21 protein-coding genes, 1 tRNA gene and 1 pseudogene are annotated in these 26,385 nt (G+C 66.9%); 6 read left to right on the top strand and 17 right to left on the bottom strand.

The window, feature by feature from the left end:
- Positions 1–7: 7 nt before the first annotated feature.
- The 11 genes from prmC to OG444_RS26115 all read right to left on the bottom strand — a co-directional run bounded on the left by prmC (position 8) and on the right by OG444_RS26115 (position 13,243).
- On the bottom strand, positions 8–853 hold the full coding sequence (gene prmC, locus OG444_RS26165; protein WP_030008688.1) for a peptide chain release factor N(5)-glutamine methyltransferase: 846 nt from the start codon (positions 851–853) through the stop codon (positions 8–10).
- A 48-nt stretch (positions 854–901) separates the two neighbouring features.
- A complete protein-coding gene (gene prfA / locus OG444_RS26160) occupies positions 902–1,981 on the bottom strand; it encodes a peptide chain release factor 1 (RefSeq protein ID WP_327264463.1) in 1,080 nt (359 codons plus the stop codon).
- 132 nt (positions 1,982–2,113) lie between these two features.
- A complete protein-coding gene (gene rpmE / locus OG444_RS26155) occupies positions 2,114–2,332 on the bottom strand; it encodes a 50S ribosomal protein L31 (protein ID WP_030708126.1) in 219 nt (72 codons plus the stop codon).
- 218 nt (positions 2,333–2,550) lie between these two features.
- A complete protein-coding gene (locus OG444_RS26150) occupies positions 2,551–3,651 on the bottom strand; it encodes an LCP family protein (RefSeq protein WP_327264462.1) in 1,101 nt (366 codons plus the stop codon).
- A gap of 204 nt (positions 3,652–3,855) precedes the next feature.
- Positions 3,856–5,970, bottom strand: a complete 2,115-nt coding sequence (rho, locus tag OG444_RS26145) for a transcription termination factor Rho (RefSeq protein WP_327264461.1) — start codon at positions 5,968–5,970, stop codon at positions 3,856–3,858.
- A 430-nt stretch (positions 5,971–6,400) separates the two neighbouring features.
- On the bottom strand, positions 6,401–7,327 hold the full coding sequence (gene thrB / locus OG444_RS26140) for a homoserine kinase (RefSeq protein WP_327264460.1): 927 nt from the start codon (positions 7,325–7,327) through the stop codon (positions 6,401–6,403).
- Positions 7,328–7,702: 375 nt separating this feature from the next.
- On the bottom strand, positions 7,703–8,773 hold the full coding sequence (gene thrC / locus OG444_RS26135; RefSeq protein ID WP_327264459.1) for a threonine synthase: 1,071 nt from the start codon (positions 8,771–8,773) through the stop codon (positions 7,703–7,705).
- Between the two features lie 6 nt (positions 8,774–8,779).
- The gene (locus tag OG444_RS26130) at positions 8,780–10,069 is read right to left on the bottom strand and encodes a homoserine dehydrogenase (protein ID WP_327266933.1); all 1,290 of its coding nucleotides are present in this window, start codon (positions 10,067–10,069) and stop codon (positions 8,780–8,782) included.
- Between the two features lie 127 nt (positions 10,070–10,196).
- Positions 10,197–11,588 (bottom strand): diaminopimelate decarboxylase, encoded by a 1,392-nt coding sequence (lysA, locus tag OG444_RS26125; protein WP_327264458.1) that lies wholly within the window; start codon positions 11,586–11,588, stop codon positions 10,197–10,199.
- Positions 11,589–11,607: 19 nt separating this feature from the next.
- Complete coding sequence (gene nrtL, locus OG444_RS26120; RefSeq protein WP_327264457.1) at positions 11,608–12,636, bottom strand: ArgS-related anticodon-binding protein NrtL; 1,029 nt, start codon at positions 12,634–12,636, stop codon at positions 11,608–11,610.
- A gap of 133 nt (positions 12,637–12,769) precedes the next feature.
- Positions 12,770–13,243: a response regulator gene (locus OG444_RS26115; protein WP_442810779.1), complete on the bottom strand. Its 474-nt coding sequence runs from the start codon at positions 13,241–13,243 to the stop codon at positions 12,770–12,772.
- A gap of 106 nt (positions 13,244–13,349) precedes the next feature.
- Between OG444_RS26115 and OG444_RS26110 the strand changes: the two genes are divergently transcribed.
- From OG444_RS26110 to OG444_RS26100, 3 genes and pseudogenes are all read left to right on the top strand, one after another.
- Positions 13,350–13,421, top strand: a tRNA-Arg gene (locus tag OG444_RS26110).
- A 186-nt stretch (positions 13,422–13,607) separates the two neighbouring features.
- Positions 13,608–14,117, top strand: coding sequence for an HNH endonuclease (locus OG444_RS26105; RefSeq protein ID WP_327264455.1), 510 nt, complete (start codon positions 13,608–13,610; stop codon positions 14,115–14,117).
- Between the two features lie 26 nt (positions 14,118–14,143).
- Positions 14,144–14,593 (top strand): annotated as a pseudogene (locus tag OG444_RS26100) (IS5 family transposase); the annotation flags it as partial.
- 473 nt (positions 14,594–15,066) lie between these two features.
- Here the strand turns inward: OG444_RS26100 and OG444_RS26095 are convergent.
- The 3 genes from OG444_RS26095 to OG444_RS26085 form a co-directional block, all read right to left on the bottom strand.
- The gene (locus OG444_RS26095) at positions 15,067–15,528 is read right to left on the bottom strand and encodes a hypothetical protein (protein ID WP_327264454.1); all 462 of its coding nucleotides are present in this window, start codon (positions 15,526–15,528) and stop codon (positions 15,067–15,069) included.
- A 454-nt stretch (positions 15,529–15,982) separates the two neighbouring features.
- Positions 15,983–16,342 carry a hypothetical protein gene (locus tag OG444_RS26090; RefSeq protein ID WP_327264453.1) on the bottom strand — a complete coding sequence of 120 codons (360 nt, stop codon included), beginning with the start codon at positions 16,340–16,342 and terminating at the stop codon, positions 15,983–15,985.
- A 445-nt stretch (positions 16,343–16,787) separates the two neighbouring features.
- Positions 16,788–17,417, bottom strand: coding sequence for a hypothetical protein (locus OG444_RS26085; protein WP_327264452.1), 630 nt, complete (start codon positions 17,415–17,417; stop codon positions 16,788–16,790).
- On the opposite strand from OG444_RS26085, the gene OG444_RS26080 reads away from it, so the two are divergent.
- On the top strand, positions 17,395–17,829 hold the full coding sequence (locus OG444_RS26080) for a dCMP deaminase (protein ID WP_442810619.1): 435 nt from the start codon (positions 17,395–17,397) through the stop codon (positions 17,827–17,829). The two genes, OG444_RS26085 and OG444_RS26080, sit on opposite strands and share 23 nt — an antisense overlap.
- A 156-nt stretch (positions 17,830–17,985) precedes the next feature.
- On the opposite strand, the gene OG444_RS26075 is transcribed toward OG444_RS26080, so the two are convergent.
- The 3 genes from OG444_RS26075 to OG444_RS26065 all read right to left on the bottom strand — a co-directional run bounded on the left by OG444_RS26075 (position 17,986) and on the right by OG444_RS26065 (position 21,519).
- Complete coding sequence (locus OG444_RS26075; protein ID WP_327264450.1) at positions 17,986–18,690, bottom strand: hypothetical protein; 705 nt, start codon at positions 18,688–18,690, stop codon at positions 17,986–17,988.
- A gap of 164 nt (positions 18,691–18,854) precedes the next feature.
- Positions 18,855–20,216, bottom strand: coding sequence for an AAA family ATPase (locus tag OG444_RS26070; RefSeq protein ID WP_327264449.1), 1,362 nt, complete (start codon positions 20,214–20,216; stop codon positions 18,855–18,857).
- Between the two features lie 823 nt (positions 20,217–21,039).
- Positions 21,040–21,519 carry a hypothetical protein gene (locus OG444_RS26065; RefSeq protein ID WP_327264448.1) on the bottom strand — a complete coding sequence of 160 codons (480 nt, stop codon included), beginning with the start codon at positions 21,517–21,519 and terminating at the stop codon, positions 21,040–21,042.
- A 692-nt stretch (positions 21,520–22,211) separates the two neighbouring features.
- On the opposite strand from OG444_RS26065, the gene OG444_RS26060 reads away from it, so the two are divergent.
- Together OG444_RS26060 and OG444_RS26055 are read left to right on the top strand one after the other, a co-directional pair.
- Entirely contained in the window at positions 22,212–25,001 is a 2,790-nt protein-coding gene (locus OG444_RS26060) for a type I restriction endonuclease subunit R (protein WP_327264447.1), read from the top strand.
- Complete coding sequence (locus OG444_RS26055) at positions 24,998–26,290, top strand: restriction endonuclease subunit S (RefSeq protein WP_327264446.1); 1,293 nt, start codon at positions 24,998–25,000, stop codon at positions 26,288–26,290. The genes OG444_RS26060 and OG444_RS26055 overlap by 4 nt, the downstream gene beginning before the upstream one ends.
- Positions 26,291–26,385: the final 95 nt, after the last annotated feature.

Genomic DNA, 26,385 nt, shown 5'->3' with positions numbered 1-26,385 from the left:
GCGCCGGTCACGGCAGGGCCTTGCGGGCGGTCGCGAAGCGCGGGCGGTTGTTGAGGTCCGGGTGGTCGGCCGCGTCGGCCCAGCCCCGCTCCTCGGCGAAGATCCACGGAACCTGGCCGCCCTGGGTGTCGGCGTGCTCGATGACGACGATGCCGCCGGGCCGCAGCAGCCGGTGGGCGGTGCGTTCGATACCGCGGATGGTGTCGAGGCCGTCCTCGCCGGAGAAGAGCGCCATCTCCGGATCGTGGTCGCGGGCCTCGGGGGCGACGTACTCCCACTCGGTGAGCGGGATGTACGGCGGGTTGGAGATGACCAGGTCGACCTGGCCGTCGAGCTCGGGCAGCGCGCTCAGGGCGTCGCCCTGGTGCACGGTGACCCGGGAGCCCTCGGCGTTCTTGCGGGTCCACCGCAGGGCGTCCTCGGACAGCTCCACCGCGTGCACGCGCGAGCGCGGCACCTCCTGCGCCATGGCCAGCGCGATCGCGCCGGAGCCGGTGCACAGGTCCACGATCAGCGGCTCGACGACGTCCATCGCGCGGACGGCGTGTATGGCCCAGTCCACGACCGATTCGGTCTCGGGCCGGGGCACGAAGACCCCGGGCCCGACCTGGAGCTCCAGGTACCGGAAGAAGGCGCGTCCGGTGATGTGCTGGAGCGGCTCGCGCGCCTCGCGGCGGGCGACGGCCTCCCAGTAGCGGGCGTCGAAGTCCGCGTCCTTGACGTGGTGCAGTTCCCCCCGTTTGACGCCGTGCACGAAGGCGGCGAGCTCCTCCGCGTCGAAGCGCGGTGAGGGCACGCCGGCGGCGGCCAGCCGCTGGGTGGCCTGGGCCACCTCGGCAAGCAGCAAGTTCACGCTGGTCCTCCGGGCTGCTGTCGTACGGGGGGTGATGCAGGGATCAGGTCAGTGCGCGGCCGCGAGCTTGGCCGCGGAGTCCGTGTCGACACAGGCCTGGATGACCGAGTCGAGGTCACCGTCGAGCACCTGGTCCAAGTTGTACGCCTTGAATCCGGTGCGGTGGTCCGAGATCCGGTTTTCCGGGAAGTTGTACGTACGGATCTTCTCGGAACGGTCCACGGAACGCACCTGGCTGCGGCGCACGTCGGAGGCCTCCTGCTCGGCGGCCTCCTGGGCTGCGGCCAGGAGGCGCGAGCGCAGGATGCGCATGGCCTGCTCCTTGTTCTGGAGCTGGCTCTTCTCGTTCTGGCAGGAGGCGACCACACCGGTCGGGAGGTGCGTGATGCGCACGGCCGAGTCGGTGGTGTTGACGGACTGACCGCCGGGGCCGGACGAGCGGTACACGTCGATGCGGAGGTCGTTCATGTTGATCTCGACCTCGACCTCCTCGGCCTCCGGGGTGACGAGCACGCCGGCGGCGGAGGTGTGGATGCGGCCCTGGGACTCGGTGGCCGGAACGCGCTGGACGCGGTGCACGCCGCCCTCGTACTTCAGGCGGGCCCACACGCCCTGGCCGGGCTCGGTGGCGCCGTTGCCGCCCTTGGTGCGGACGGAGACCTGGACGTCCTTGTAGCCGCCGAGCTCGGACTCGGTGGCGTCGATGATCTCGGTCTTCCAGCCCACGCGCTCGGCGTAGCGCAGGTACATGCGCAGCAGGTCGCCCGCGAACAGTGCCGACTCGTCGCCGCCCGCGCCCGCCTTGACCTCGAGGAGCACGTCCTTGTCGTCGCTGGGGTCGCGCGGAACGAGCAGCAGGCGGAGCTTCTCGGTGAGCTCCTCGCGCTGCGCGCTCAGTTCCTTGACCTCGGCCGCGAAGTCGGGGTCGTCGGCCGCGAACTCCTTGGCCGTTTCGATGTCCTCGGCGGACTGCTTCCAGGCACGGAAGGTCGCGACGATCGGGGTCAGCTCCGCGTAGCGCTTGTTCAGCTTGCGCGCGTTGGCCTGATCCGAGTGGACCGAAGGGTCGGCGAGCTTCGTCTCGAGGTCGGCGTGCTCGCCGACCAATTCCTCGACCGCTTCGAACATCGGGGGACTCCTGGGGTGAAAGTGCGAGGGGACTGCACGGGCGGGGGTGACGTGGCGGAACGACGACAAAGGCGCCGGTCCGGCCGCCCCCGAGTGGACAGGGGGCGGCCGGAGACCGGCGCCTGGGTCGCGCTACTTCTTGGCCGCACCCTTGCCGAAGCGGGCCTCGAAGCGGGCCACACGGCCACCGGTGTCGAGGATCTTCTGCTTGCCCGTGTAGAACGGGTGGCACTCGGAGCAGACCTCGGCTCGGATGGAGCCCTCGGTCAGGGTGCTACGAGTGGTGAACGACGCGCCACAGGTGCAGCTGACCTGGGTCTCGACGTACTCGGGGTGAACATCGCGCTTCAAGGTGTCTCCTAGATTCGGGAGGGCGCCGGGTCGCAGGAGCCGAATTGCGCACTGCGTGAACCGGGGCCGACAGACCAGTCTGCCAGGACCGGGCTGCCTGTCAAAATTCTGAGGACGCCTTCCTCAACGGGAAGGGGTCGGCATCTATTCCGCACCGGCCCCAAGCGCCTGTACGGCCCCCTGTGCGGCCTGTGCCGCACCCCCTGTGAGCTGGTGTTCTACTGGACGATCGACCCGGCCGTGCCCTTGTCGCCGGAGGAGTTCACGGTGGCCTCGGCCGGGATCGGCCGGTCGGCCAGCAGGGCGTCCCAGACCATCTTGGTCTCCTTGGCCAGCGGCGCCACCCGGTTGCTGTCGAGGGCGTCCGCCGTCACCGGCAGCGTGATCATCTGCATGTCCTGGGCGTCGATCCCCTGGAGGCCCTGGGCGAAGCCCATGAGGGACTTCACATCGCCGAGCGCCTTGTCGGTGGTGATCGCCTTGGTGGCGGAGTCCGCGAGGTCGAGCAGCCGCTTGGGGTTGTCGAACACCCCGATGCCCTTGACCTGCTTGATGAGCGCCTTGATGAAGGCCTGCTGGAGCTGTATTCGGCCGAGGTCGCTGCCGTCGCCGACGCTCTTGCGGGTGCGTACGAGGCCGAGGGCCTGCTCCCCGTCGAGCTTGTTGGTGCCGGCCGCGAGGTCGAGGTGGCTGGCGCCGTCCTTGATCGGCTTGTTGGTGGTCACCTCGACGCCGCCGAGGTTGTCGATGATCTTCTTGAAGCCGGTGAAGTCGACCTCTATGTAGTGATCCATGCGGATCCCCGACATCTTCTCGACGGTCTTCACCGCGCAGGCAGCGCCGCCGACGGTGAACGCCTCGTTGAACTGCGTGCGCCGGCCCCCGGGGTCGGTCTTCCCGCCGGCCGTCGCGCAGGAGGGCCGGGCGATCATGGTGTCGCGGGGTATGGACACCACGCTGGCCTTCTCGTGGCCCTCGTAGAGGTGGATGATCATCGCCGTGTCGGAGCGGGCGGAGCCGCCGTCGTCCCGGCCGTACTCGCCGTTGGCGCCGCCGCGGGAGTCGGAGCCGAGGACGAGGATGTCCATCGAGCCGTTGTCGACGTTCTGCGGGCGGTCGGTGCCGAGGGCCTGGTCGATGTCGACGGTCTTCAGGTTGCCGTTGAACTTGAAGTAGAAGTAGCCGAGGCCCGCACCCCCCAGCAGGACCACCCCCGCGGCGCTCCAGGCGGCGACGGCGAGGGCCTTGCGTCGCCCGGCCGGCTTGCGCCGTCGCCGGGCCGCGGCACGCCCGCCGTGGTCCTTGCTCTCCTCGGTCATGCTCTCCTCAGTCCCGGGTCCGGTCCCCTGGTCGCTGTGGCCCGCTCCCGATCCCGCGGTCCCCCTGACACAGACGGGCGTACGCCGCGCAGGGTTCCATTCCGGGCCGAACCACCGCACGGGGTGCCCGTACGGGACGTGGAAGCGCGACAGCCCCCGCCGCGGGTGCGGCGGGGGCTGTCGCGGTGACGCGCGAGCGGGACGTCAGTCGTCGTTCTTGCCCGACGGGGTCGTCTTCGCGATCTGCATCAGGAACTCGGCGTTCGACTTCGTCTGCTTCATCTTGTCGAGCAGCAGCTCGATCGCCTGCTGCGAGTCGAGCGCGTGCAGCACCCGGCGCAGCTTCCAGACGATGGCGAGCTCCTCCGCGTTGAGGAGGATCTCCTCCTTGCGGGTGCCCGACGGGTCGACGTCGACGGCCGGGAAGATGCGCTTGTCGGCGAGCTTCCGGTCGAGCTTGAGCTCCATGTTGCCGGTGCCCTTGAACTCCTCGAAGATCACCTCGTCCATGCGCGAGCCGGTGTCGACCAGCGCGGTGGCCAGGATGGTCAGCGAGCCGCCGTCCTCGATGTTGCGCGCGGCACCGAAGAAGCGCTTCGGCGGGTACAGCGCGGTCGAGTCGACACCACCGGACAGGATGCGGCCGGAGGCGGGGGCCGAGAGGTTGTACGCGCGGCCCAGACGGGTGATGGAGTCCAGCAGGACGACCACGTCGTGACCCAGCTCGACGAGACGCTTGGCGCGCTCGATGGCCAGCTCGGCGACGGTGGTGTGGTCCTCGGCCGGGCGGTCGAAGGTCGAGGAGATGACCTCGCCCTTGACCGACCGCTGCATGTCGGTGACCTCTTCCGGACGCTCGTCGACCAGGACGACCATCAGGTGGCACTCGGGGTTGTTGACGGTGATCGCGTTGGCGATCGCCTGCATGATCATGGTCTTACCGGTCTTCGGCGGGGCCACGATCAGACCGCGCTGGCCCTTACCGATCGGCGACACGAGGTCGATGATGCGGGTGGTCAGCACGCCCGGGTCGGTCTCCAGACGGAGCCGGTCCTGCGGGTAGAGCGGGGTGAGCTTCTGGAACTCCGGGCGGCCACGGCCGGATTCGGGCGCCATGCCGTTCACCGAGTCCAGACGCACGAGGGCGTTGAACTTCTCGCGACGCTCGCCGTCCTTGGGCTGGCGCACGGCGCCGGTGGTGTGGTCACCCTTGCGCAGGCCGGCCTTGCGGACCTGGGCGAGGGACACGTACACGTCGTTGGGGCCGGGCAGGTAGCCCGAGGTCCGGATGAACGCGTAGTTGTCGAGGATGTCGAGGATGCCCGCGACGGGGATCAGGACGTCGTCGTCGGCGACCTGCGGCTCGCTCGGCGCGAACTCGTCGCGGCCACGACGGCCACGGCGGTCGCGGTAGCGGCCGCGACGGCCACGACGGCCGTCCTCACCGTCGAAGTCGTCCTGCGGCCCGTTGTCCTGGCGGTCCTGACGGCCCTGCTGACCCTGGCCCTGGCCCTGGCCTCGGCCGCCCTGCTGCTGGCGGTCGGCGCGGTCGGCACGGTCCTGGCGGCCGCCGCCCTGGCCCTGGCCGCCCTGCGCGCCCTGGCCCTGACCCTGGCCGCCCTGGCCCTGGTCGTCGGCCTTGGCACCGCGGTCACGACGGTCACGCTGACGGTCGGTGCGGTCGCCGCGGTCACGGCGGTCGCGACGGCCACGGCCTTCGCCGTCCTGGCCCTGCGCCTGGCCGGCGGAGACCGCGGTGGCGGCTTCGGCCTTGGCCTCGGACGGGGCGGTGGCGGCGGGGACCGTCTCGGTCTTCTGCTCGACCTGCACGGCGACGGGGGCCGAGGCCTCCGGGCTGCCGGAGGGGGCGGTGGCCCGACGGCGGCGGCGCTCGCCGGCCGGCGCGTCGTCGCTGGCCGGCTGGCCCGGGATCTCGATCTGCGCCTGCGCGGCAGGCTTCTCGGCGGGCGCCTCGGCGGCGGCCCCACCCGCCTGCGAAGCATCGGCGGTGGCCGAACGGGCCTTGCTGGTGGCACGGCGCTTCGGCTTGGCCTCGGCGGTGTCCGCGGCGGCGGAGGCAGCGGCCTTGGGGGCACCGCTGCCCGCCTGCGCCTCCTTGATGACCTCGATCAGCTGGCTCTTGCGCATCCGCGCGGTGCCCCTGATCCCGAGGCCCGACGCGACCTGCTGCAGCTCGGCCAGGACCATGCCGTCAAGGCCGGTGCCGGTGCGTCGACGCTTGGGTGCGGCGCCCGCGGCGGGGGCACTGGTGTCGACAGAGGTGTCGGCAGCGCCCATCAGATCGGTGGTGTCGCTCACGAAGGGTCCTTCCCTGGAGCGGACGTCGGCCTGTCTGGCTCGGCGACCGGTTGTGCTGTCCGACAACAGTCCTAGGTGTGGACCGTGCCGGGGCGGTGGTCCGCCGGTAGAAATACGGCGGAGGGAAACGTGCATGGCTGGTTCCGGCGAGAAGCCCCCGAGCTGAAAGCGTGGGAATGTCACGCCGATTCCGGAGCGTGCTCGAAACTGCTGGAGTGATCAAAGCAGTCGGGGAGGCTCCCGGAAGAAATGTGGTCCCGAATGGGGACACTGAGCACCGAGCCATGGCGGCTTCCGATGCGCACTTGAGACTAACACTACCGGATCCAATAGATATTCCCCCTCTCAATCACCGGCAATCGCGCCCTTCCGCGCGGGCGGCCTGCCCAGGCCGCCCGCCCCTGACCGGCTGTGCACTCCGAAAAGCGGCTCAGCCGCCCTGGGTGCCCAGCGGAAGTACGCTCGCGCCCGCGGCGTCGAGCGCGAGCCGGTTTGCGGCCCATCCCTCGCCCGCGAGCTGCGCGACCTTGTCGGCCGCGCCGTTGTCGACCAGCGCGAGGACCGTCGGGCCCGCACCGGAGATGACCGCGGGGATCCCGTCCGCCCGCAGCCTGTTGACGAGTGCGACGCTCTCCGGCATCGCCGGGGAGCGGTACTCCTGGTGGAGCCGGTCCTCGGTGGCCGGCAGCAGGAGCTCGGGACGCCTGGTCAGGGCTTCCACGAGCAGACCCGCACGGCCCGCGTTGACGGCCGCGTCCACGTGCGGGACGTTGCGCGGCAGCAGGCCGCGCGCGGTCTCCGTCAGAACCGGCCTGGACGGTACGAAGACCACCGGAACGATGGACTCTGCGGGCTCCATCCGGATCGCCTTGGCGCTGCCGCCGTCCATCCAGGCGAGGGTGAATCCGCCGAGCAGACAGGCGGCAACGTTGTCGGGGTGGCCCTCGATCTCGGTGGCGAGCTCCAGCAGCGCCGCGTCGTCGAGCTTGGCCTCGCCGCCTATGGTCACGGCGCGGGCGGCGACGATGCCGGCGCAGATGGCGGCGGAGGAGGAACCGAGGCCGCGGCCGTGCGGGATGCGGTTGGCGCAGACGACCTCGAGGCCGCGCGGCTGGCCGCCCAGCAGGTCGAAGGCGGTGCGCATGGAGCGTACGAGCAGGTGGCTCTCGTCCCGCGGGAGGGTGTCGGCACCCTCACCCGCGATGTCGATGTTCAGGCCGGAGTCGGCCACCCGGACGACTACGTCGTCGTAGAGCCCCAGGGCCAGGCCCAGGGCGTCGAAGCCCGGGCCGAGGTTGGCACTGCTGGCGGGGACGCGCACCCGTACGGCGGCGGCGCGGAACGCTGGACCGGCCATCGTCCGATGACACTCCTTGTGACTGTGCGAGATCTTCGCTCTTCGCTGGCTCGCTGCGAATGTACTGGAGAACGTACGACACCCGAAGGCCCTCGGGGCAGCACCGCAGTCATATGCGCGGTGGCGGATGTAGGTACAGCGTATCGAAGGAAGGTTCTCTCGCGACATAGGGCGCACAGGAGGCGCACGATGCGTGTCGCGGACTTCGACCGACTTCGACCGACTTAGGCCGCATTTTTGTTGTCGTACGGGGCGAGTTGCCGGGTTCCGGAGGGCCCCGGGAAGGCCCCGGAAGGCCTTCGGGAGCCCTCCGGGACCCGGCTCACTCGGTGTTGCGGGTACTGCTGCGGTACCGCAGGTGCTGCGGTGCTGCGGTCAGATCAGGCCGAGGCGCAGCGCGGCGGCTTCGGCGTCCACCGGAACGGTGACCGGCTGCGGAGCGCCGGCGATCGCCCAGTCGGGGTCCTTCAGGCCGTTGCCGGTGACGGTGCACACGATCTGCTGGCCGGGGTCGACCAGGCCCAGCTCGGCGGCCTTGAGCAGGCCGGCCACCGAGGCGGCCGAGGCGGGCTCGACGAAGACGCCCTCCTGGGAGGCCAACAGCCGGTAGGCGGCGAGGATCTGGCGGTCCGTCACCTCGTCGATGAAGCCGCCCGACTCGTCGCGCGCGGCCAGCGCGTAGTCCCAGGAGGCCGGGTTGCCGATCCGGATCGCGGTGGCGATGGTGTGCGGCTCCTTGACGACCTCGCCGCGCACGATGGGCGCGGAACCGGAGGCCTGGAAACCCCACACACGGGGCGTACGGGTGGACAGGCCGTCGGCCTTGTACTCCTTGAAGCCCTTCCAGTACGCGGTGATGTTGCCGGCGTTGCCGACGGGCAGCACGTGGATGTCGGGGGCGTCACCGAGCGCGTCGACGATCTCGAACGCGGCCGTCTTCTGGCCCTCGATACGCACCGGGTTGACCGAATTGACCAGCGCGACGGGGTAGTTGTCGGAGAGCGCGCGGGCCAGGTTCAGGCAGTCGTCGAAGTTGCCGTCCACCTGCAGGATCTTGGCGCCGTGCACCAGCGCCTGGCCCATCTTGCCCAGCGCGATCTTGCCGCGGGGCACGAGCACCGCGCAGACCATCCCGGCGCGCACCGCGTACGCGGCGGCGGAGGCCGAAGTGTTGCCGGTGGAGGCGCAGATGACCGCCTTCGCACCCTCCTCCTTGGCCTTGGTGATCGCCATGGTCATGCCGCGGTCCTTGAAGGACCCCGTGGGGTTCGCCCCTTCGACCTTCAGGTGCACCTCGCAACCGGTGCGCTCGGAGAGCACCTGGGCGGGGACGAGGGGAGTGCCACCCTCACGGAGCGTCACCACGGGAGTCGTGGCCGTGACCGGCAGGCGGTCCCGGTACTCCTCGATGATGCCGCGCCACTGGTGGGTGCGATTGCTGCTCATGGGTCCTTACTCCCCTTCAACACGCATGATGCTGGCGACACCGCGGACGGTGTCCAGCTTCCGCAGCGCCTCGACGGTCCCGGAGAGGGCCGCGTCGTCGGCGCGGTGGGTGACGACGACGAGGGAGGCCTCGCCGTCCTTGCCCTGCTGGCGGACGGTGTCGATGGACACACCGTGCTCCGCGAAGGTGGTCGCCACCTGGGCGAGAACGCCCGGCTTGTCCGCCACATCGAGGCTGATGTGGTAGCGGGTGACGACATCCCCCATGGGGCTGACCGGCAGCTGGGTGTACGCCGACTCGCCGGGCCCCGTTGCCTCGGCGAGCTTGTTGCGGGCGACGGCGACGAGGTCGCCGAGGACCGCGGACGCGGTCGGCGCGCCGCCCGCGCCGGGCCCGTAGAACATGAGCCGCCCGGCGGCCTCCGCCTCGACGAAGACGGCGTTGTACGCCTCGCGGACGGAGGCGAGCGGGTGGGTGAGCGGGATCATCGCCGGGTGGACGCGGGCGGTGACGGACTCGCCGTCGGCGGCGCGCTCCAGGATGGCGAGGAGCTTGATGGTGCAGCCCATCCGCTTGGCGGAGGCGAAGTCGGCCGCGCTGACCTCGGTCATGCCCTCGCGGTACACGTCGTCCAGGCGGACGCGGGTGTGGAAGGCGATGCCGGCCAGGATCGCGGCCTTGGCGGCGGCGTCGTAGCCCTCGACGTCGGCGGTCGGGTCGGCCTCGGCGTACCCGAGGGCGGTGGCCTCGTCGAGCGCCTCCTGGTACCCGGCGCCGGTGGAGTCCATCTTGTCGAGGATGAAGTTCGTCGTGCCGTTGACGATGCCCATCACGCGGTTGATCTTGTCGCCCGCGAGCGACTCGCGCATCGGGCGGACCAGCGGGATGGCACCGGCGACGGCGGCCTCGTAGTACAGGTCCAGTCCGTGCTGCTCCGCCGCGGCGTGCAGCGCGGCGCCGTCCTGGGCGAGCAGCGCCTTGTTCGCGGAGACCACCGAGATGCCCTGCTCGAAGGCGGTGGTGATGAGGCCGCGGGCGGGCTCGATGCCGCCGATGACCTCGATGGCGATGTCGATGTCACCGCGTTTGAGGAGGGCGGTCGCATCGGTGGTGATCAGCGCGGGATCGATGCCCTCGCGGACCTTGGAGGGGCGGCGTACGGCCACGCCGGCGAGCTCCACGGGCGCGCCGATCCTCTGCGTGAGGTCGTCGGCGTGCGTCGTCATGATGCGAGCCACCTCTGAGCCGACCACTCCACAGCCCAGCAGCGCCACCTTCAGCGGACGCGTACGCATCATTCGACCTACGCCTTTCGATCTTCCATCAGTCCCCGTGCGGGCGGTTTGCCCGCCGGGTGGAACAAGTCTCACTCAATGGACAGCAGTTTCCATCCTCGGTCCATTGAGTGAGACACCTATTTCATCATCCGAGGTCGAGACGCAGGAGATCTTCCTCCGTCTCGCGGCGGACGATCACTCGGGCCTGTCCGTCACGCACGGCGACGACGGGCGGGCGGAGTGCGTGGTTGTAGTTGCTGGCCATGGAGCGGCAGTACGCACCGGTCGCCGGGACGGCCAGGAGGTCGCCGGGGGCGAGGTCGGCGGGCAGGAACGCGTCCTTCACGACGATGTCGCCGCTCTCGCAGTGCTTGCCGACGACGCGCACGAGCATGGGCTCGGCGTCGGACGTGCGGGAGACGAGCGCGATGGAGTATTCGGCGTCGTACAGGGCCGTGCGGATGTTGTCGGACATCCCGCCGTCGACGCTCACGTAGGTCCGCAGACCCTCCAGCGGCTTGATCGTCCCCACCTCGTACAGGGTGAAGGCGGTCGGGCCGACGATGGCGCGGCCGGGCTCCACCGAGATCCGGGGGGCGCGCAGCCCGGCGCTCTCGCACTCCCGGGCCACGATCTCGTGCAGGGCCTTCGCGATCTCGTGGGGCTCGCGGGGGTCGTCGCCCGAGGTGTAGGCGATGCCGAGGCCGCCGCCGAGGTCGATCTCGGGCAGCTCCACGCCGTGCTCGTCCCGTACGGCCGCGAGCAGTCGTACGACGCGCTTGGCGGAGACCTCGAAGCCGGCCATGTCGAAGATCTGCGAACCGATGTGGGAGTGGACGCCGAGCAGCTCCAGCGAGTCGTGCCCGAGCGCGCGGCGCACGGCCTCGGCGGCGGAACCGTCGGCGACCGCGATGCCGAACTTCTGGTCCTCGTGCGCGGTGGCGATGAACTCGTGGGTGTGTGCCTCGACGCCGACCGTCACACGGATCTGGACGGGCTGGCGAACGCCGAGTTCACGGGCGATGTGCGCGACGCGGGCGATCTCCTGGAAGGAGTCGAGCACGATGCGCCCGACCCCCGCCTCGACGGCCCGGCGGATCTCGCCCTCGGACTTGTTGTTGCCGTGGAAGGCGATCCGGTCGGCGGGCATCCCGGCGGCGAGCGCGGTGCTCAGCTCCCCGCCGGAGCACACGTCCACATTGAGACCCTCTTCCTTCAGCCACTTCACGACGGCCTTGGAGAGGAACGCCTTGCCGGCGTAGAAGACGTCGGCGTCGGGGCCGAAGGCGTGCGCCCAGGCCCGGCACCGGGACCGGAAGTCCTCCTCGTCGAGGAAGTAGGCGGGGGTGCCGAACTCCTCGGCGAGCCTGGTCACTTCGATGCCGCCGACGGCGACGACCCCGTCCGCGTTGCGCTCGACGGTCCGGGCCCAGACCTTCTCGTCGAGCGCGTTCAGGTCGGCGGGCGGCGGGGAGTAGTGGCCCTCGGGCAGGACGTCGGCGTGGCGGGGCCCGGCGGGGTGCGCGGAACGGCTCATCGGTATCTCTCTTCGCGGGTCACAGGCGTGTCGGTGCGTCTATGCCGAGCAGGGCCAGGCCACCGGCCAGCACCGTCCCGGCGGCTTCGGCAAGAGCCAGCCGGGCGCGGTGGGCGGCCGAGGGTTTCTCGTCACCCTTGGGCAGGACGCGGTACTGGAAGTCGAGCAGCGCGTCGGCCACGTCGACGAGCTGCCGCACCAGCCGCTCGGGCGCACGGTGGTGCGCGGCGGCTTCGAGGACGAGGGCGTGGTCGGCGAGCGCGCGCAGCAGCGCGGGCGCGTCGACATCGCCCGCCTCGGGGTGGAAGCCCAGCTCATCGGCGTTGCGTACGAGGGCATGCGCGCGGGCGTGGGCGTACCGCACCCGGAAGAACTCGCTGGCCTCGGACTGGAGGAGCAGCGCCTCACTGAACGCGGGCGTCTGACCGGCCGGCACGGCGAGCATGGCCCAGGAGGCGGCGTCGCGCCCGTAGCGGGCGAGGACGTCCCCGTCGCGCTTGGCGACGGGGGCGACGGTAAGCGGGCCGATCTCATCGTGGACGCCCTGGATGCCCTGGACGCCCTGGATGCCCTGGGTGCTCTGGATGCCCTGGGTGCGCAGGAGCCGCAGCACGCACGCGTGCACGACGCGCTCGCGGGGTCCGCGGGAGGCGTCGGCGTCGGCGGTGTCGGCCGGCGAGAGGAGAGCGGCACCTCCGCGCACGTCGCGGATGACGATGTCGTCGACGATCCCCCGCGAGATGACGCCGGGGGCGGTGGGCGCCGGCAGCACGAAACAGAGGAAGCCGGGACCGGTCACCTCGACCTGCTCGATCCCAGGCTCCTGGGCGAGCCGCCGGGCAAGCACCTGCGCCACGGCCTGCGGCGCACACCCGGCGGACTTGGCGACCTGGAAGGCGACGGGGGTGGCGTAGTCCCCCACCCCGCCGGGCCGGGTCCGCTCGACGACGACCCGCTCGGGCACACCCGCGCCGGCGGCCAGCTCCCCGTCGGCGACGGCGCAGCGTACGGCGCGTACGACGGCACGGGGGAGGTCGGCGGGGTTCACGGGTCCAAGCCTAGGGGAGACGACCCCTCATCCCGCCAAGGGTTTCGGCATGTGAACAGCGGACGCGAGGAGGACGGAACAAGCGAAGGGAGGGGCAGGAAGAAACGAGGGGAAACAGGGGAAGCAGAAGAACCTATCCCCTCCCCCTCCCAGCGGGAGCCCCTTTCCTCCCGTCGCGCCGATCCTTGCGTTCGACCAGCCTGCGCACGACCCTGACCAGCTCGGTGGGCTCGAACGGCTTGGCGAGGAAGGCATCGACCCCGGCCGCGATCCCGGCCTCGACCTCATGCTGCGTACAGGCACTGACAATGGCGACGGGCACGTCCCGGGTCCGCGGATCGGCCCGCAACTGCGCGGCGGCCCCGAACCCGTCCAGCCGCGGCATGACCACATCAAGGGTGATCACATCGGGAGCCACCCGATGCACGACGTCCAGACACTCGGCACCATCGTTCGCGGTCACGACCTCGAAGCCCTCCAGCTCGAGGTTGACCCTGATCAGCTGCCGGATGACCTTGTTGTCGTCGACAACAAGAACCCGGCCCGAGACGCCTGGCACAACTCGAGAGTAGGTCGAGCCGGGGCCCCGCGTCCGGGTTTTTGCCACTTCCACCCCCTGCGGGCGAACCACCCCCGCCTCCCCCGCAAAGCAGTTCCTGATCACCCCGTGGAAGCTGGTAGTGTTCAACCCGTCGCCGCAACACCAACGACGCGCCCCCGTAGCTCAGGGGATAGAGCAACGGCCTCCGGAGCCGTGTGCGCAGGTTCGAATCCTGCCGGGGGCACTCCAGAAAAGACAGCGCGATCACGCTGCTGACCAGCTGAAGTGCCAAGCATGAAGGCCCGAACTCAGTCCCACTGAGTCCGGGCCTTTGTCGTTGTTACGCACTGGTCGCGTGTGAGGAGCGTGTGGGTGCAGCGCCAGGACCGAACCCTGTTCACCCGCCCGCATGAACAGCCATCATGATCCGATGCGCTCGTTCCTCCCCAGCATGCCCACTTCGCCCAGGCGTCTGCCGACCTGGGTTCGTCGTGTCGTTCTCTCCGCCAATGGGGGCTACTGCACGTACTGCAGCAGCGATGGAACTCGGGCAGAGGTCGTCGACCACGTGGAGCCCTTGGAGTGGGGCGGGGCGAACAACATCACCAATCTCGTCCCCGCCTGCCGCCCCTGTAACGCCAGCAAGAGTGATCGCACGCCTCTTCAGTGGCGTCGAAGCCTGGAGCGCCGTCACTCCGACCTGAAGTGGTGGGACGACCCTCCCTTCCCCGAATACGTCTTGTCGTTGACGGACGAAGGCCTACTCAAGCTGGTCGCACGGGTGCAGTCCGAGGTAGCGGAGTTGGCCCGCCCATACCAGGAACGGGCCGCCGCGAAGATGAAACGGCAAGCCGCCATCCTGGCCGAGGATCTTCTGCACCTCACAGATAGCCAGCAGACAGAACTTCGGAAGGCGGTGCTTTCGCTGCTGTCCGGATAGGGGTTCAGTCTGCGGGCGACAAAGGGGGGCCTTTGACGGGACCGAATCCGACCGACCGCGGCAAACTCGGATCGAAGATCCACCTGATCTGCGACCGGAACGGACTGCCCCTGTCCCTGGGCATCTCTGGGGCGAACATGTACGACAGTCAGGGCCTGGAGCCGCTCGTCCGCGGTATCCCGCGCATCCGCTTCCGCCGCGGCCCCCGGCGCCGGAAGCCGGCGAAACTGCACGGCGGCAAGGGCTACGACTACGATCACCTGCGCCGCTGGCTCCGTGAACGCGGCATCCGTTACCGCATCGCCCGCAAGGGCATCGAATCCTCGAAGCGGCTGGGCCGACACCGCTGGGTGGTCGAGAGAACCGTGTCCTGGCTGGCCAGCTGCCGACGGCTCCACCGCCGCTACGAACGCAAGGCCGAACACTTCCTCGCCTTCGTCGGCATAGCCGCGGTTCTTATCTCCCACCGCCGCCTTCAGACAGTGAGCCCGAGCAGCACGAAGTTACACCTTGCCTGTGATCAGGCAGGCAGGGCGGTTTTGCGCGATGGTGGACGCCAGATGAAGGCGTTGGCGATCTCGTCCGCGAACGAACGGCGCTGCCATGTGTCGGTGACGTCGGTCCAGTTGCGAAGGACAGCCCTGTTCTCCGCCTTGGGTATCTCTCGGTTGTAGACAAGATCGAACGAGTAGACACGGCCGTCCTCGTCTATGCACTGGCCGAACTCATGGCCACCCCCGTCCGGGAAGAGGTTGACCAGCACGGTCGTCGCCGGGTCGAGTCCCTGGTCTTCGAGGAGGCTCCTGAGCCGCCTCCAGAGGTCGAACGGGCTCGTGAGCAGAAGGTCCGTGTTCTGAACATATGCAGCCTGGGACATAGAACCCGATCTTGTGTCACCAGCATCGAAACCGCCAGTCCTTACAGATGGACATCCCAAAAGAAACGACGTCTAAGTCAGATCCGTGAGGGCAGTGCCAGTAGTGCTGCTGGTCATCTGGTCTGCCGCGTCGAACACGTTGTTCGTCGTCGTGGCGCCCGTCGTCGCTGACAGTCGGTTGCCGACCTTGTCGAAGGTGTTGCGCTCGCCGGTGGAACCGGGGAGGCAGGTGAGGAGGAGGCTCGTGTCGCTGCATGCCCCGGTCAGTCGGCCCGCTGCGTCGTAGTCGTACCGCTTCGGCAGGCCGGTGGTCGTCGCGTCCTTGAAGGTCTCCGTCGTCAGCCAGCCTGAGCCATCGCGTACGAACTGACGCGTTCCCGCTCCTTCAGTTATCGAGGCCATACGACCGGCTTGGTCGTAGGTACGGGTCTCGGTGATGGCCGGGGTGGTCGGCACTGTGGTGGAGAGCAGGTTGCCAGCCGCGTCCCAGCCGTAGGCTGTCGTCCTGCCGTTCTGCGCCTGGCTAGAGGGCAACCCGCAATTGCCGTCTCCGGCAGAGCGGGCGCGGCTGCGTGAGGCGGCGGGTCATCAGGTGCACCCCCAAGATCCTGGTAAGCGGAAGCCCCCGCCAGACCTCGATGGCGGGGGCTTCCGCTTACTGAGCGGGTGAATCTTAGGCCTTTGATTCGGGAGATGGGTACTGTCGACCAGCCCTTCGGCGACCTGGGGTACACATTCAAGAATCCCTTACCGAATCCCTATAAGGAGAATCCGTCCGGTTGACCAAGAAATTCAGTCACTTCGACTCCTCAGAAACATTTCCCCCTCGGAGAATTCTCACCTTGCTGAGCGCCAGGGCGTAGATTCCACCCAGGATAAATGTCACCAAATATTGCGCCCAGGTGGCGTCCTGGAGAGCCCGGTTTGCCGCGACGAGCACAGCGCCCCAGAGGAGAGTGAATGCAATCTTGGTCATGGCCGTCCTAACTTAGGCGAGGGATGCAAGACAGGCGGTGACTCCCGCGCCAGCGGTCTTCGCAGCTAGGTCCTTCGCTACATCCTTGCTCACGTAGCGCCCGATGATCAGGGCACCCGCCCCGCCAATGGCGGCCTTGAGCAGACACTCCCTCACCATGTCGTTCATCTTGGTGTGCGTCATCAGGTACTCACAGTCCCGCTTGCTCTTGGACATGATGCACATGGAGCGGGCCTCATCAAGCGGGTTCACCTGAGCGGACTGAACCACGGGCCGGGGACCCGAGTCGGCGTGTGCAACACCGACCCCGCCCGCCATGATGATACTTCCGGCAAGGACTGCCGACAGGATTCCCGAAGCAATGTTCTTCATTATTAAATTTCCCCGATTCATCTATCAACTCGACGCGGGACTGGTCAGGAACCGCACCTTCGAACGAGATGAATGTACGCAACAACCATGCCCCAGGGAACTCATTTGAGGAAACCCTGAGCTTGATCCATTAGAACTTCGGCGACCTGAAGGGCGAATTCTCGCCATTCAATTGAGAATCGGCCTCCCAGTCGTCCACAGCTCTCCCGCAAGGGTTACGGCAACGACCCGTCATGCCGAGCAAGAGGAACCGCTCGATGCGATGGACACACTGCTGGAGGCTGAGCGGCGCCGCACGCGCCGTACCGGCACAACGCGTCCGGCGCCGGCGACAGCAACCCGCACGCCGAGGCGCCGCGGCAAGGCGGCGCCTGCAGAGCAGCTTGAGTCCGGGCCTTTGTCGTTGTTACGCACTGCTCCCGTGTGGGGGCGTGTGGGCCACACGTCAGCCTGACGCGTCACTGATCACCCGTCGGGCGCGCTCGTAGAACTGCTCGCGCGTCCCGTCCAGCCCCGCGGCATCCGGTCGCCTCGTCAGATTCGACAGCGCTTCAGCAGTGCCCGCCGCCCACTCCCCATAGGCATCGAAGACGGCGTTGGCCCGCTGCCGGAGCTCCAGGTCCGGCATGACCTCGATGACGGGCAACGCGTCGTCGTGGTGTCGGCGGACTACGGCGGCGCATTCGTCGTACAGGAGCGTGGCGGCCAGGGTCTCCGGTGCCTCCGTCGCCTCACCGATCTTCGTCCGGAAGTCCTGGAGCATCTTCGAGATCGTCGTAGAAGTGGCGATCACCTGCTCGCGAATGCGCTGCTCGTGGGCCAGCTTGGCCTCATGGTCGCGCTTCGCGGCCTCCAGGACGTCGGCGTGCTGCTGCCTCCTCTGCTCGGTCCGCCCCGTGAAGTAGTGGGTGATCCAGGCCGCTGCAGCCGAGCTGATGAGGACAGCTCCGGCAGAGATGGCTGCCGTGACCCACTGACTGTCCTGCACCACCGTCGTGGTCACGGACCCCGTCGTGGTCGTCGTCTGCCGGCCGCCGCACCCAGATATGGCCATGAACAGCGTGAACAGACCCATCGAACTCTCCCGCAAGTGCCCACCGGCCGAGGGCGCCTTCTCCGTCGGCGTCATCATCGTGAGCTCCGACAGCGAGGATCTGGCCGACGGCAACTCCCGCGAGACCGACGCCCACGTCCACGCCGAGGAATCAGCCCTGGCCAAGCTCCCGGGGAACGACCCCCGCCTGGCCAGCGCCACGCTCTGCAGCACGCTGGAGCCCTGTCCGGAGCGTAAGTCCCGCCCCCGCACGTGTACTCAGCTGATTCTCCGCTCCCCCATCCGCCGAGTGGTCATCGCCTGGCGAGAGCCGAGCCTCCTGGTGGCCCACTGCGTCGGTGTGGAAACCCTCCGCGCCGAAGGCATCGAGGTCGTGGAGCTCTCCAGCCTGGGAGATCAAGCTCGCGTGGAAAATGCTCACCTGCTCAGGTAAAGGCGTAGAACAGGAACGGTCGTTGGGATTGAGTCGCTCCGCTGTAGCCACAGGACTTCAGCCCGCTACATCAACGCCGGGGATTTGCGCGATTCCTTCGACATACCGAAGGAATCACGAGAGGGCGCGATAGGGAAGTCTCTGTCATGCCGCCGCTCAGCTACTCACAGCCCAGACTCCATATCCTGTCTCCTGAGACCAAATCTGGACATTGCCATGCAACCGCTGACCGGCCATGTGATCAAGGCGCCAGTGAGACCTGGCAAGCTTTTCCCATACGTCGGCTTTGAGAGCCGTCCCCCACCGCTTCTTTACGACGTAAGACAAACTCCGAAACAAATCATGCCCCTGCGATATGCGTTGTGCAGGGATAGTTTCAGCCCCCATCCGCGTCAGCCACTCGTCAATTGCGCCCTCCGCAAGCGTCTGCCCCTGACACTTTCTGGGCAGAATCACCTTAAGCTCATCGACGTTTACTTGATGACCTGCACCATCGAACACCCGCTCAACGGGAAAGTTATCCAACGGTAGCCCATGAGAACCCTGCATCGAATATAGCCTCATGAAACCGACTGTCGACGCCATACGGACGACATCCGCTCTCGATGCCGCCAGCTCTGAGCTCCCACCGCGCGCATCTTGACCGTGGATTTTGACATATCCGACCAGCGCTTCTACACATCGATCAACGATTCCATCGGCGAAGAATACGGATGAATCGAGGTCGTAGAGATCGGTGTAAAAGACATTAGGACTGAGAGATCTCGACTCATGAATGTCGACAAAGTCGGAATCGACAATGGCGAGGACTCCCGTGAACCCCTCGCTGTCTGCAAATTCCACCGCCTGAATGGCATCCACTTTACCGCTCGTTGCCACCACTACGCGACACCCAGTTCTATCCAGGCACGTAGACAGCGTAACCAGATCGCTGTCACCTTCCAGGACGAGAATAGTGATGTTCGGGTCGTAATTTCGCAGCATTCCTACGGTGTTCCTGGTGCTCGCCGAGGTAAGGAACTCTCTCATGCGCGACCTTCAGAGGTCGACGCGTTCAGGCCGATGGTCTGAGCCCACCACTCATTAACGATCTGGGGGGAGTGAGTGGCCACAATGAACCGAAGATTCGACAACTTCGCGATTCTCTGAATATCGGCCATGAATTCCTGCTGCCACGCTACATGCAGGGAGATCTCTGGCTCATCGATGAGAACCAGGGACCCAGACCTGACACCGAAGAGGAGATCATACAAGAGTACAATCTCGTGCTGCTCGCCTGACGAAAGCTGCGATGGAGCAATCACCTGGCCGAAGTCGTTCGTGAAGCGAAAGCCACTTTCTCTGCTGATCACTAGCCGCTTAAACAGAAATCGACTGGAAATGATGCTGCGAAACAGCTCTACACGATGGAGGAGATCTTGAAAAGTGGCCAGCTTGTTCTGACTGTCCTGGAGATAAGTCCAAAGGACTTTCCGCTGCCAAGGCAGCAGTTCCTCGCTCTGGAGGGGTACGTCCATAGACTCATCAAGCAGAGCAATGGAGGCAAGTCGATTTCGCAACTCGCTCTGCTCGGCATATTCCTCTCGGATCTTCTCCTCAGAAGGAACTTGACCCATGGTCATATCATCCATAACGCGTCGCGGGAACGACTTGTCAAGCTCCTGTGAACGTCGCGAGTTCTCGGTAAGAGCGGCCGCAAGTCTGCGAGACAAGTCGTTGGCGCACTCCGATACTTTCATGCGCTGCGGGGGGCGTTCAGCAGGCCTACGTCGCTGATCATTCGAAGTGTCGAGAATTAGCAGACGCTGCGTTTGCACCATATGGATCTGGAAGTTATCTAGAAATTCAACAATGGCTCTATCGAAGGCGCTCAAGTCGAGAAGCCCGTGCACCGAATCAGGACGCCTGAGACGCGCCGGCATATACGCCTGCCCCGCATGCTCCAATGCCTGGAGTTTCGCCGAAGGTGAGGCGTCAGCTTCGAATGTCTGACTGATTTCGTTTTGAACATCCCTCCAGAACGCGAGAGGATACTCCTCGCCCGACAACTGGATCCTACCTCTGGCTTGTCGAAAATTCTCCCCTCCAGAAAGAGAGAATGTCACATCCAGTATCCGTCGACGCTTCTCCGATGGATGGCGAGATGCGTGATTCGTAATCACCAGGTTTTCCCCGCCACTGAACCGGAGAGCAATAGATTCGAAATAAGAATCAGAAATGGCGAATAGATCGAACCTGAAGACCGCTTCCAGCAGTTCGAGCATTCGCGTCTTACCTACACCATTAGGGCCGTGCAGGATGATAAATTCTGCGTCGGGCTTAAATTTAGCCTCATGGTTAAATTGCCCTAGGAGGTTGACTACGCGGAAGCTGACAAGCCGAGTCATCCCGGTCTCCTTGCCTGGTTTCAGGGCGCGTTGCCTGAGTGCACATCACACTTGCAGGGCGTGTGGGGACGTTACACCGAACGTGATGCTGACCGGGGGCCATCCGCGAAGATTAAGTGACCGTGGCAGCGGATTCGCGTGCAGCGTTGACCACCACCCCGTTCGGGTGGGGCGTCATCTGAGGTCCCGTCCGGCAATGGCTGGCAACAATCAGAACCTGGGCTTGACCATGATGTGGTCGCGTGTCCCCTGGCCTCCCTCGACGCGACGCCCAGTCCGAGGACGCGGCTAGAGCCAAAGAGCCGACGGCCACAGCCACAGCCACAGCCACAGCAGGGTCTTCCGGCACCGAACCCGAGCTGTAAGCGTGCGGCCAGAGTCCGGGCTGGAGCGAAGCTTGCACAGGGACGCAGGACCGATGTGGCCGCTCACTGGCCAGCGTGCGAGACCTGGTGAGAAGCCCTCGTCGTGTGACCAGCGTGTGAAGTCATACCTGGGTACAGTCACGCTTAGTGTTTGTGGGGGTCAGTAGCATGCCGTGCAGCATCCCCGGATGCTCTCCGGAGCCGTGTGCGCAGGTTCGAATCCTGCCGGGGGCACTCCAGCAGAGACAGCGCGATCACGCCGCTGACCAGCTGAAGTGCCAAGCATGAAGGCCCGAACTCAGTCCCACTGAGTCCGGGCCTTTGTCGTTGTTACGCACTGGTTGCGATGGGGCCTTGGGTACGTCCTCAGGAGGTCCGGTCCCACGTCGCGTCAGTGATGACCGTTCGGACGGACACAGCCGATCTATCCATCACAAGGCATGGCACGCGCGAGGATGTCACCGCGTGTTGAGATAGATCACCGGCGACCAGTTGGTGCAGCTCGACCTCTGGCCGAACCCGCCGCGGTTGCATGCCTGGATCGTGAGGCTGTAGTCGCCGTAGCGGGCGGGCCACGACCACACCGAACTGCCCGCAGGCAGCTCGCCCTGCTCCCATGGGCCACCCGGCGCGACCCAGCGGACGTTGTAGTGCGTGGCGCGGGCGCCGCCGTAGATGACGTCTACGGTCCTGCCGCACGAGTAGTATCGCGCTCCGATATAAGGCGTGTGGTCCCACTTATACCTCGTCGGAGACCCGCCAATGTTCCTGCCGCCACCGGGCGCAGTGGCATCGGTCCTGTAGCACGCCTTCGCAGCGGCATCGCCGGCCCTCGGCTGCGCAGCGGCGCTGGTGACCGTCGGCGCCATGACTACTGCAGCGGCAACAGCGCAGGAGAAGAGCGCCGTAGCTGTGCGGCGCAGCATCAGTTCAGCCATTCTTCCCACCGTCCTTACTGGTGAGCAGCGCCTGGCGGCCGCCGCGCGCGCCTGCGTCGGAGCGGTCCCACGCCTGTTGTCACGGCGCAACCGCAGCAGGTCCTGGCGCTTCTGCATCGCCTCTTCGAGCCCCACCCAGGCTCTTCCAGGCTAGTCCCGGCGCACCCCTCCCGCCCGTTCTGCTGGAGCGGACAGACTGCTCGAGCCCACCGAGCATCATCAGAGATCCCGGCATCAGCGGGTCCGCTGAGACGGGGTCATCGCGTATGTGTAGTCAACTGCCGTGCTGTGCAGCCGTATGTGAGATCCCGTGGACTGTTCGTGGACAGGATCGCGGCCGATCACCCCAGGTCGGTCATGCAATCGCCAACCTCGGATCCAGCGCGCCGCGTGCCTCACGCCGGAGGGCCTGTGGGCCTGTGCGCCAGGGGTATGGCGGTCGACGGGAGCCGCAGGGCCCGGGGCTCCTGCCGGGCCCTGCCGCTCCCCCGCCTCCACGGAGGCTGGTTCTTCGGGCTGCTGTCCACGGCTCCGCATCTGCCTGCCGTTCGACCACCGCTCGGCCCGTCGCGGGTCCCAACCGGCCTCCCCAGGGCGCGGCTTGTGCGGAGAGGGGTGGCAAGGCATGCTCGATCTTCACCATCTCCCTGCTCACTACACCGAATCTCCCTGCTCTGTGCCCAGAGGCGACGATGACAGCGACAGATGACGACAGACTCCCCGCCGAGGCCCGTGCCCGAAGGCTCATCGACGCGCAGCTCGCGGCCGCGGGCTGGCAGGTCCAGGACGGCAAGGACCTGAACCTGTTCGCCGGCGAGGGCATCGCCGTACGCGAGGTGGTCATGTCCGCCGGACACGGGCGGGCGGACTACTTGCTGTACGTCGGCAGGAGGGTGGTCGGCGTCATTGAGGCCAAACCCATGGGTACGACGCTGTCGGGTGTGGAATGGCAGTCGGCCATGTACGCCACCGGCCTTCCCGAACGCCACCGCAAGCGCGCCCAGTTGCGCGGCGTCCGCCTCCCGTTCGTCTTCGAGGCCTCCGGGGCCGAGACGCACTTCACCAACGGCTACGATCCCGAGCCCCGCGCCCGGAAGATCTTCGCCATCCCGCGGCCGGAAACGCTGGCCCGGCTCGTACGGGACGCCGACGCCGGCCCGGAAGCCCCCACCTGGAGGGCGAAGGTGCGGGCGATGCCGCCGCTGCCTGCCGAGGACCTGCGCCCCGCGCAGATCAAGGCGATCCAGAACACGGAGATCTCCCTCTCTGCACAGCGTGCCGACCGCTCCCTGATCCAGATGGCCACCGGCGCCGGCAAGACGTACACCGCGGTCACACTGTCGTACCGGCTTCTCAAGCACGCGGGCTTCAAGCGGATCCTCTTCCTGGTGGACCGCAACAACCTGGCCGATCAGACGGCCGGCGAATTCGCCAACTACGCCACACCCGACGACGGGCGACGCTTCACCGAGATCTACTCGGTGCAGAAGCTGTCGGCAGCCGGCATGTTCGCAAGCTCCGGCGTCGTGATCTCCACGATCCAGCGCGTCTACTCGGTGCTGCGCGGCACGGATGTGCCCGACGGCGACGACCAGCAGCTGGATGACTGGGCTCCGGAGGAACCGGTCACCGTCCAGTACAACCCGGCCATGCCTCCCGAATCGTTCGACCTGGTGGTCGTGGACGAGGCGCACCGCTCGATCTACGGGGTCTGGAAGGGCGTCCTGGAGTACTTCGACGCCCACATCGTCGGGCTGACGGCCACGCCGGGGAAGCAGACCTTCGCGTTCTTCCGCCAGAACCTGGTGTCGCAGTACACCTACATGGAGTCCGTTGCGGACAGCGTGAACGTCGACTTCGACATCTACCGGATCAAGACCGAGATCAGCGAGAACGGGGCGAGGATCGAGGCCGGCACGCACGTGCCCAAGGTGGACCGCCGCACGCGCATCCAGCGGATCGAGGCCATCGACGAGACGCTGGAGTACCGGAAGTCGCAGCTCGATTGCGCGGTCACGAACCCCAACCAGATCCGGACCGTTCTGGAGACCTTCCGCGACCGGCTGCCCACCGAGATCTTTCCCGGCCGCACGGCCGTCCCGAAGACGTTGATCTTCTGCAAGGACGACGCCCACGCCGAGGCGGTCGTCACGCTGGTGCGGCAGGTCTTCGGCAAGGGGAACGACTTCGCCGCCAAGATCACCTACCAGGCCAAGGATCCCAAGGGACACCTGCAGGCCTTCCGCACCTCGGCGACCCTGCGCGTGGCCGTGACCGTGGACATGATCGCCACCGGCACCGACGTAAAGCCGCTTGAGTGCGTCTTCTTCATGCGGGACGTGCGTTCGGCTCAGTACTTCGAGCAGATGAAGGGCCGCGGCGCACGGACGATCGCCGATGCCGATTTCCAGGCGGTGACCCCCGATCCGAAGGCCAAGGAGAAGACGCGCTTCGTCATCGTGGACGCCGTCGGCGTCACGGAGCACGCATTCGTCGACCCTCCGCTGAACCGCACGAGAAGCGTCCCGCTGCAGAAGCTGCTCCAGAAGGCCGCGAACCTGACGATCACCGAAGACGAGATCGCCACACTTGCTTCCCGGCTCGCTGCGCTTGAGCTGCAGCTCAAGCCGGCCGAACGCATCGAACTCGAGAGCGTCGCCGACCGGCCGCTCAAGGCGATCGTCAAAGGACTCGTAGACGCCTGCGATCCGGAGAAGCAGGCCGCGGCCCTCTCGGCCGCCGGCGTGGGGGCAATTCGCGAGCAGGTCGTGGACGCCATGATCGAAGCCGCCGTCGAGCCACTGGCCGCCAACCCTGAGCTGCGTACCCGCATCATGGAGATTCGCCGGCAGCACGACCTGATAGTCGACGACACCAACCCCGATACGCTCCTGGAGGCTTACGGGGTCGTCGCCGAGGACAGGGCACTGGACATCGTCTCCGATTGGCGTGCGTACCTGCGCGAGCACCGCAGTGAGATCACCGCGCTCCAAGTCCTGCAGGAGGCCGGCCGCTCCGGCAACCGCCCGGCGGGAGAGGTCTTCGCCCAGATCCAGGAACTGGCCGACCGGATCGCCCGCCCGCCGCACCGCTGGACTCCCGAGCTGCTGTGGAAGGCGTACGAGCAGGTCGAGAAGACCCGGGTACGACCGAACGCCAAGGCCAGGGTGACGGACCTGGTGTCCCTGCTTCGGTTTACCCTGCAAGCCGACGATGAGCTGGTCCCGTACGCCGACAAGGTGCGCGAGCGCTACCAGAGCTGGTTGCTGCAGCAGGGGCAGGCCGGGGTCGTCTTCACGGACGCACAGAGGTGGTGGCTGGACAACATGGCCGAGGTGATCGCGGTGTCGGCGCTGATCGACGCCGACGACCTTGACGAGACCCCCTTCACGGAACGCGGCGGCATCGACGGCGCCCTCCGTGACCTCGGCGACGGCGTTCCCGAGCTCCTGGCCACGATGAACCAGGAGCTGACCGGGTGACGACCCTGCTCCACGACGTCGCACGTGTGGTCGACTGCGAGCACAAGACCGCCCCGCGGACCGAGGGCGAGCCCTACGGATACTCGATCGGCACCCGAGAGGTTCGGGACGGGCGGATCAATCTGACGGCGGCGAAGCCGATCGACCGTCAGGCCTTCGAGGAATGGACCCGCCGGGCCGTTCCCGCACCCGGCAACCTGATCTTCTCCCGCGAAGCCCCGATGGGCGAGGTGGGAGAAGTTCCTCGCCAGGCGCGTGTCGCCCTGGGGCAGCGAACCGTACTCGTGCAGATCGAGAGCAGTCAGGTCAGTCATCGATACGTGAAATATCGTCTGATGGCTCCCGACACCCAGCTATGGATCAAACGGCATTCGGCCGGTTCAACCGTGCTCCACATCAATGTCTCGGACGTCAAGCGGATTCCTCTCGGAATCCTGCCGGACCTCCTGGAGCAGGAGCGGATCGTCGAGGTCCTCGAGGATCACCTGTCGCGCCTGAGCGCCGGCTCCGCCTATCTCGACGCCGCCAAGCAGCGGGTTCGCGTGCTGACCAAGTCGGTGCTGAACGCTCTCATCCCCGACGTTGCAAACTATCCCGCTGCCTGGGAGTCCACGACGGTCTCCCAAGCGGGAACGGTGGAGCTCGGCCGTCAGAGGCATCCGGACTGGCACTCGGGCCCGAACATGCATCCCTACCTCCGGGTGGCGAACGTGTTCGAGGACCGGATCGACACGACCGACGTCATGGAGATGCATTGGCCAGGGGACACATTCGACCGATTCCGCCTCGAACCTGATGACATCCTGCTGAACGAAGGGCAGAGCCCGGAGTGGCTGGGACGACCTGCCATCTACCGGGGAGTCCCGGAGGACGTCGGTTTCACCAACAGTCTCGTGCGCTTCAAGGCACGTGAAGACGTACTTCCGGAATTTGCCCTGCTCGTATTCCGGCGCCACATGCACACCGGACGATTCAGGCAGGAGTCGCGCATCACGACGAACATCGCCCATCTGTCGGCCACCCGCCTCAAGAAGATAGAATTCCCTGTTCCCCCCATTGATGAACAGCGATCCATCGTGGAAACGGCCGCGCTCAGGCTGGATGGTGCGAAGCGGCTCGAAGCAGAGATTGTACGATCCGAAATCAGAGCCAAGTCCCTCCGTCGATCCCTTTTGTCTTACGCTTTTTCCGGGCAGTTCAGCGGCGCTTCGGACGGACCGGGGACCAAAGCCGTCGAGGAACCGGGCAATGGAATCGCCCCGGCCGTTCCCGAAGGGGCGCTTTCCTGACGCCCGGTGAGCGGGTCCGTAGTTCCGCGCGAGCGGACCGCCGAGTCGCCGCATGATGGCGGCCCCTTTCGGCGTCAATCATTCTTATGGGGCAA

This window comes from Streptomyces sp. NBC_01232 (assembly GCF_035989885.1).
Taxonomy (GTDB): Bacteria; Actinomycetota; Actinomycetes; order Streptomycetales; family Streptomycetaceae; genus Streptomyces.
Note: the sequence above shows the minus strand (reverse complement) of the source record. Positions and strands in the feature narration are given on the sequence as shown.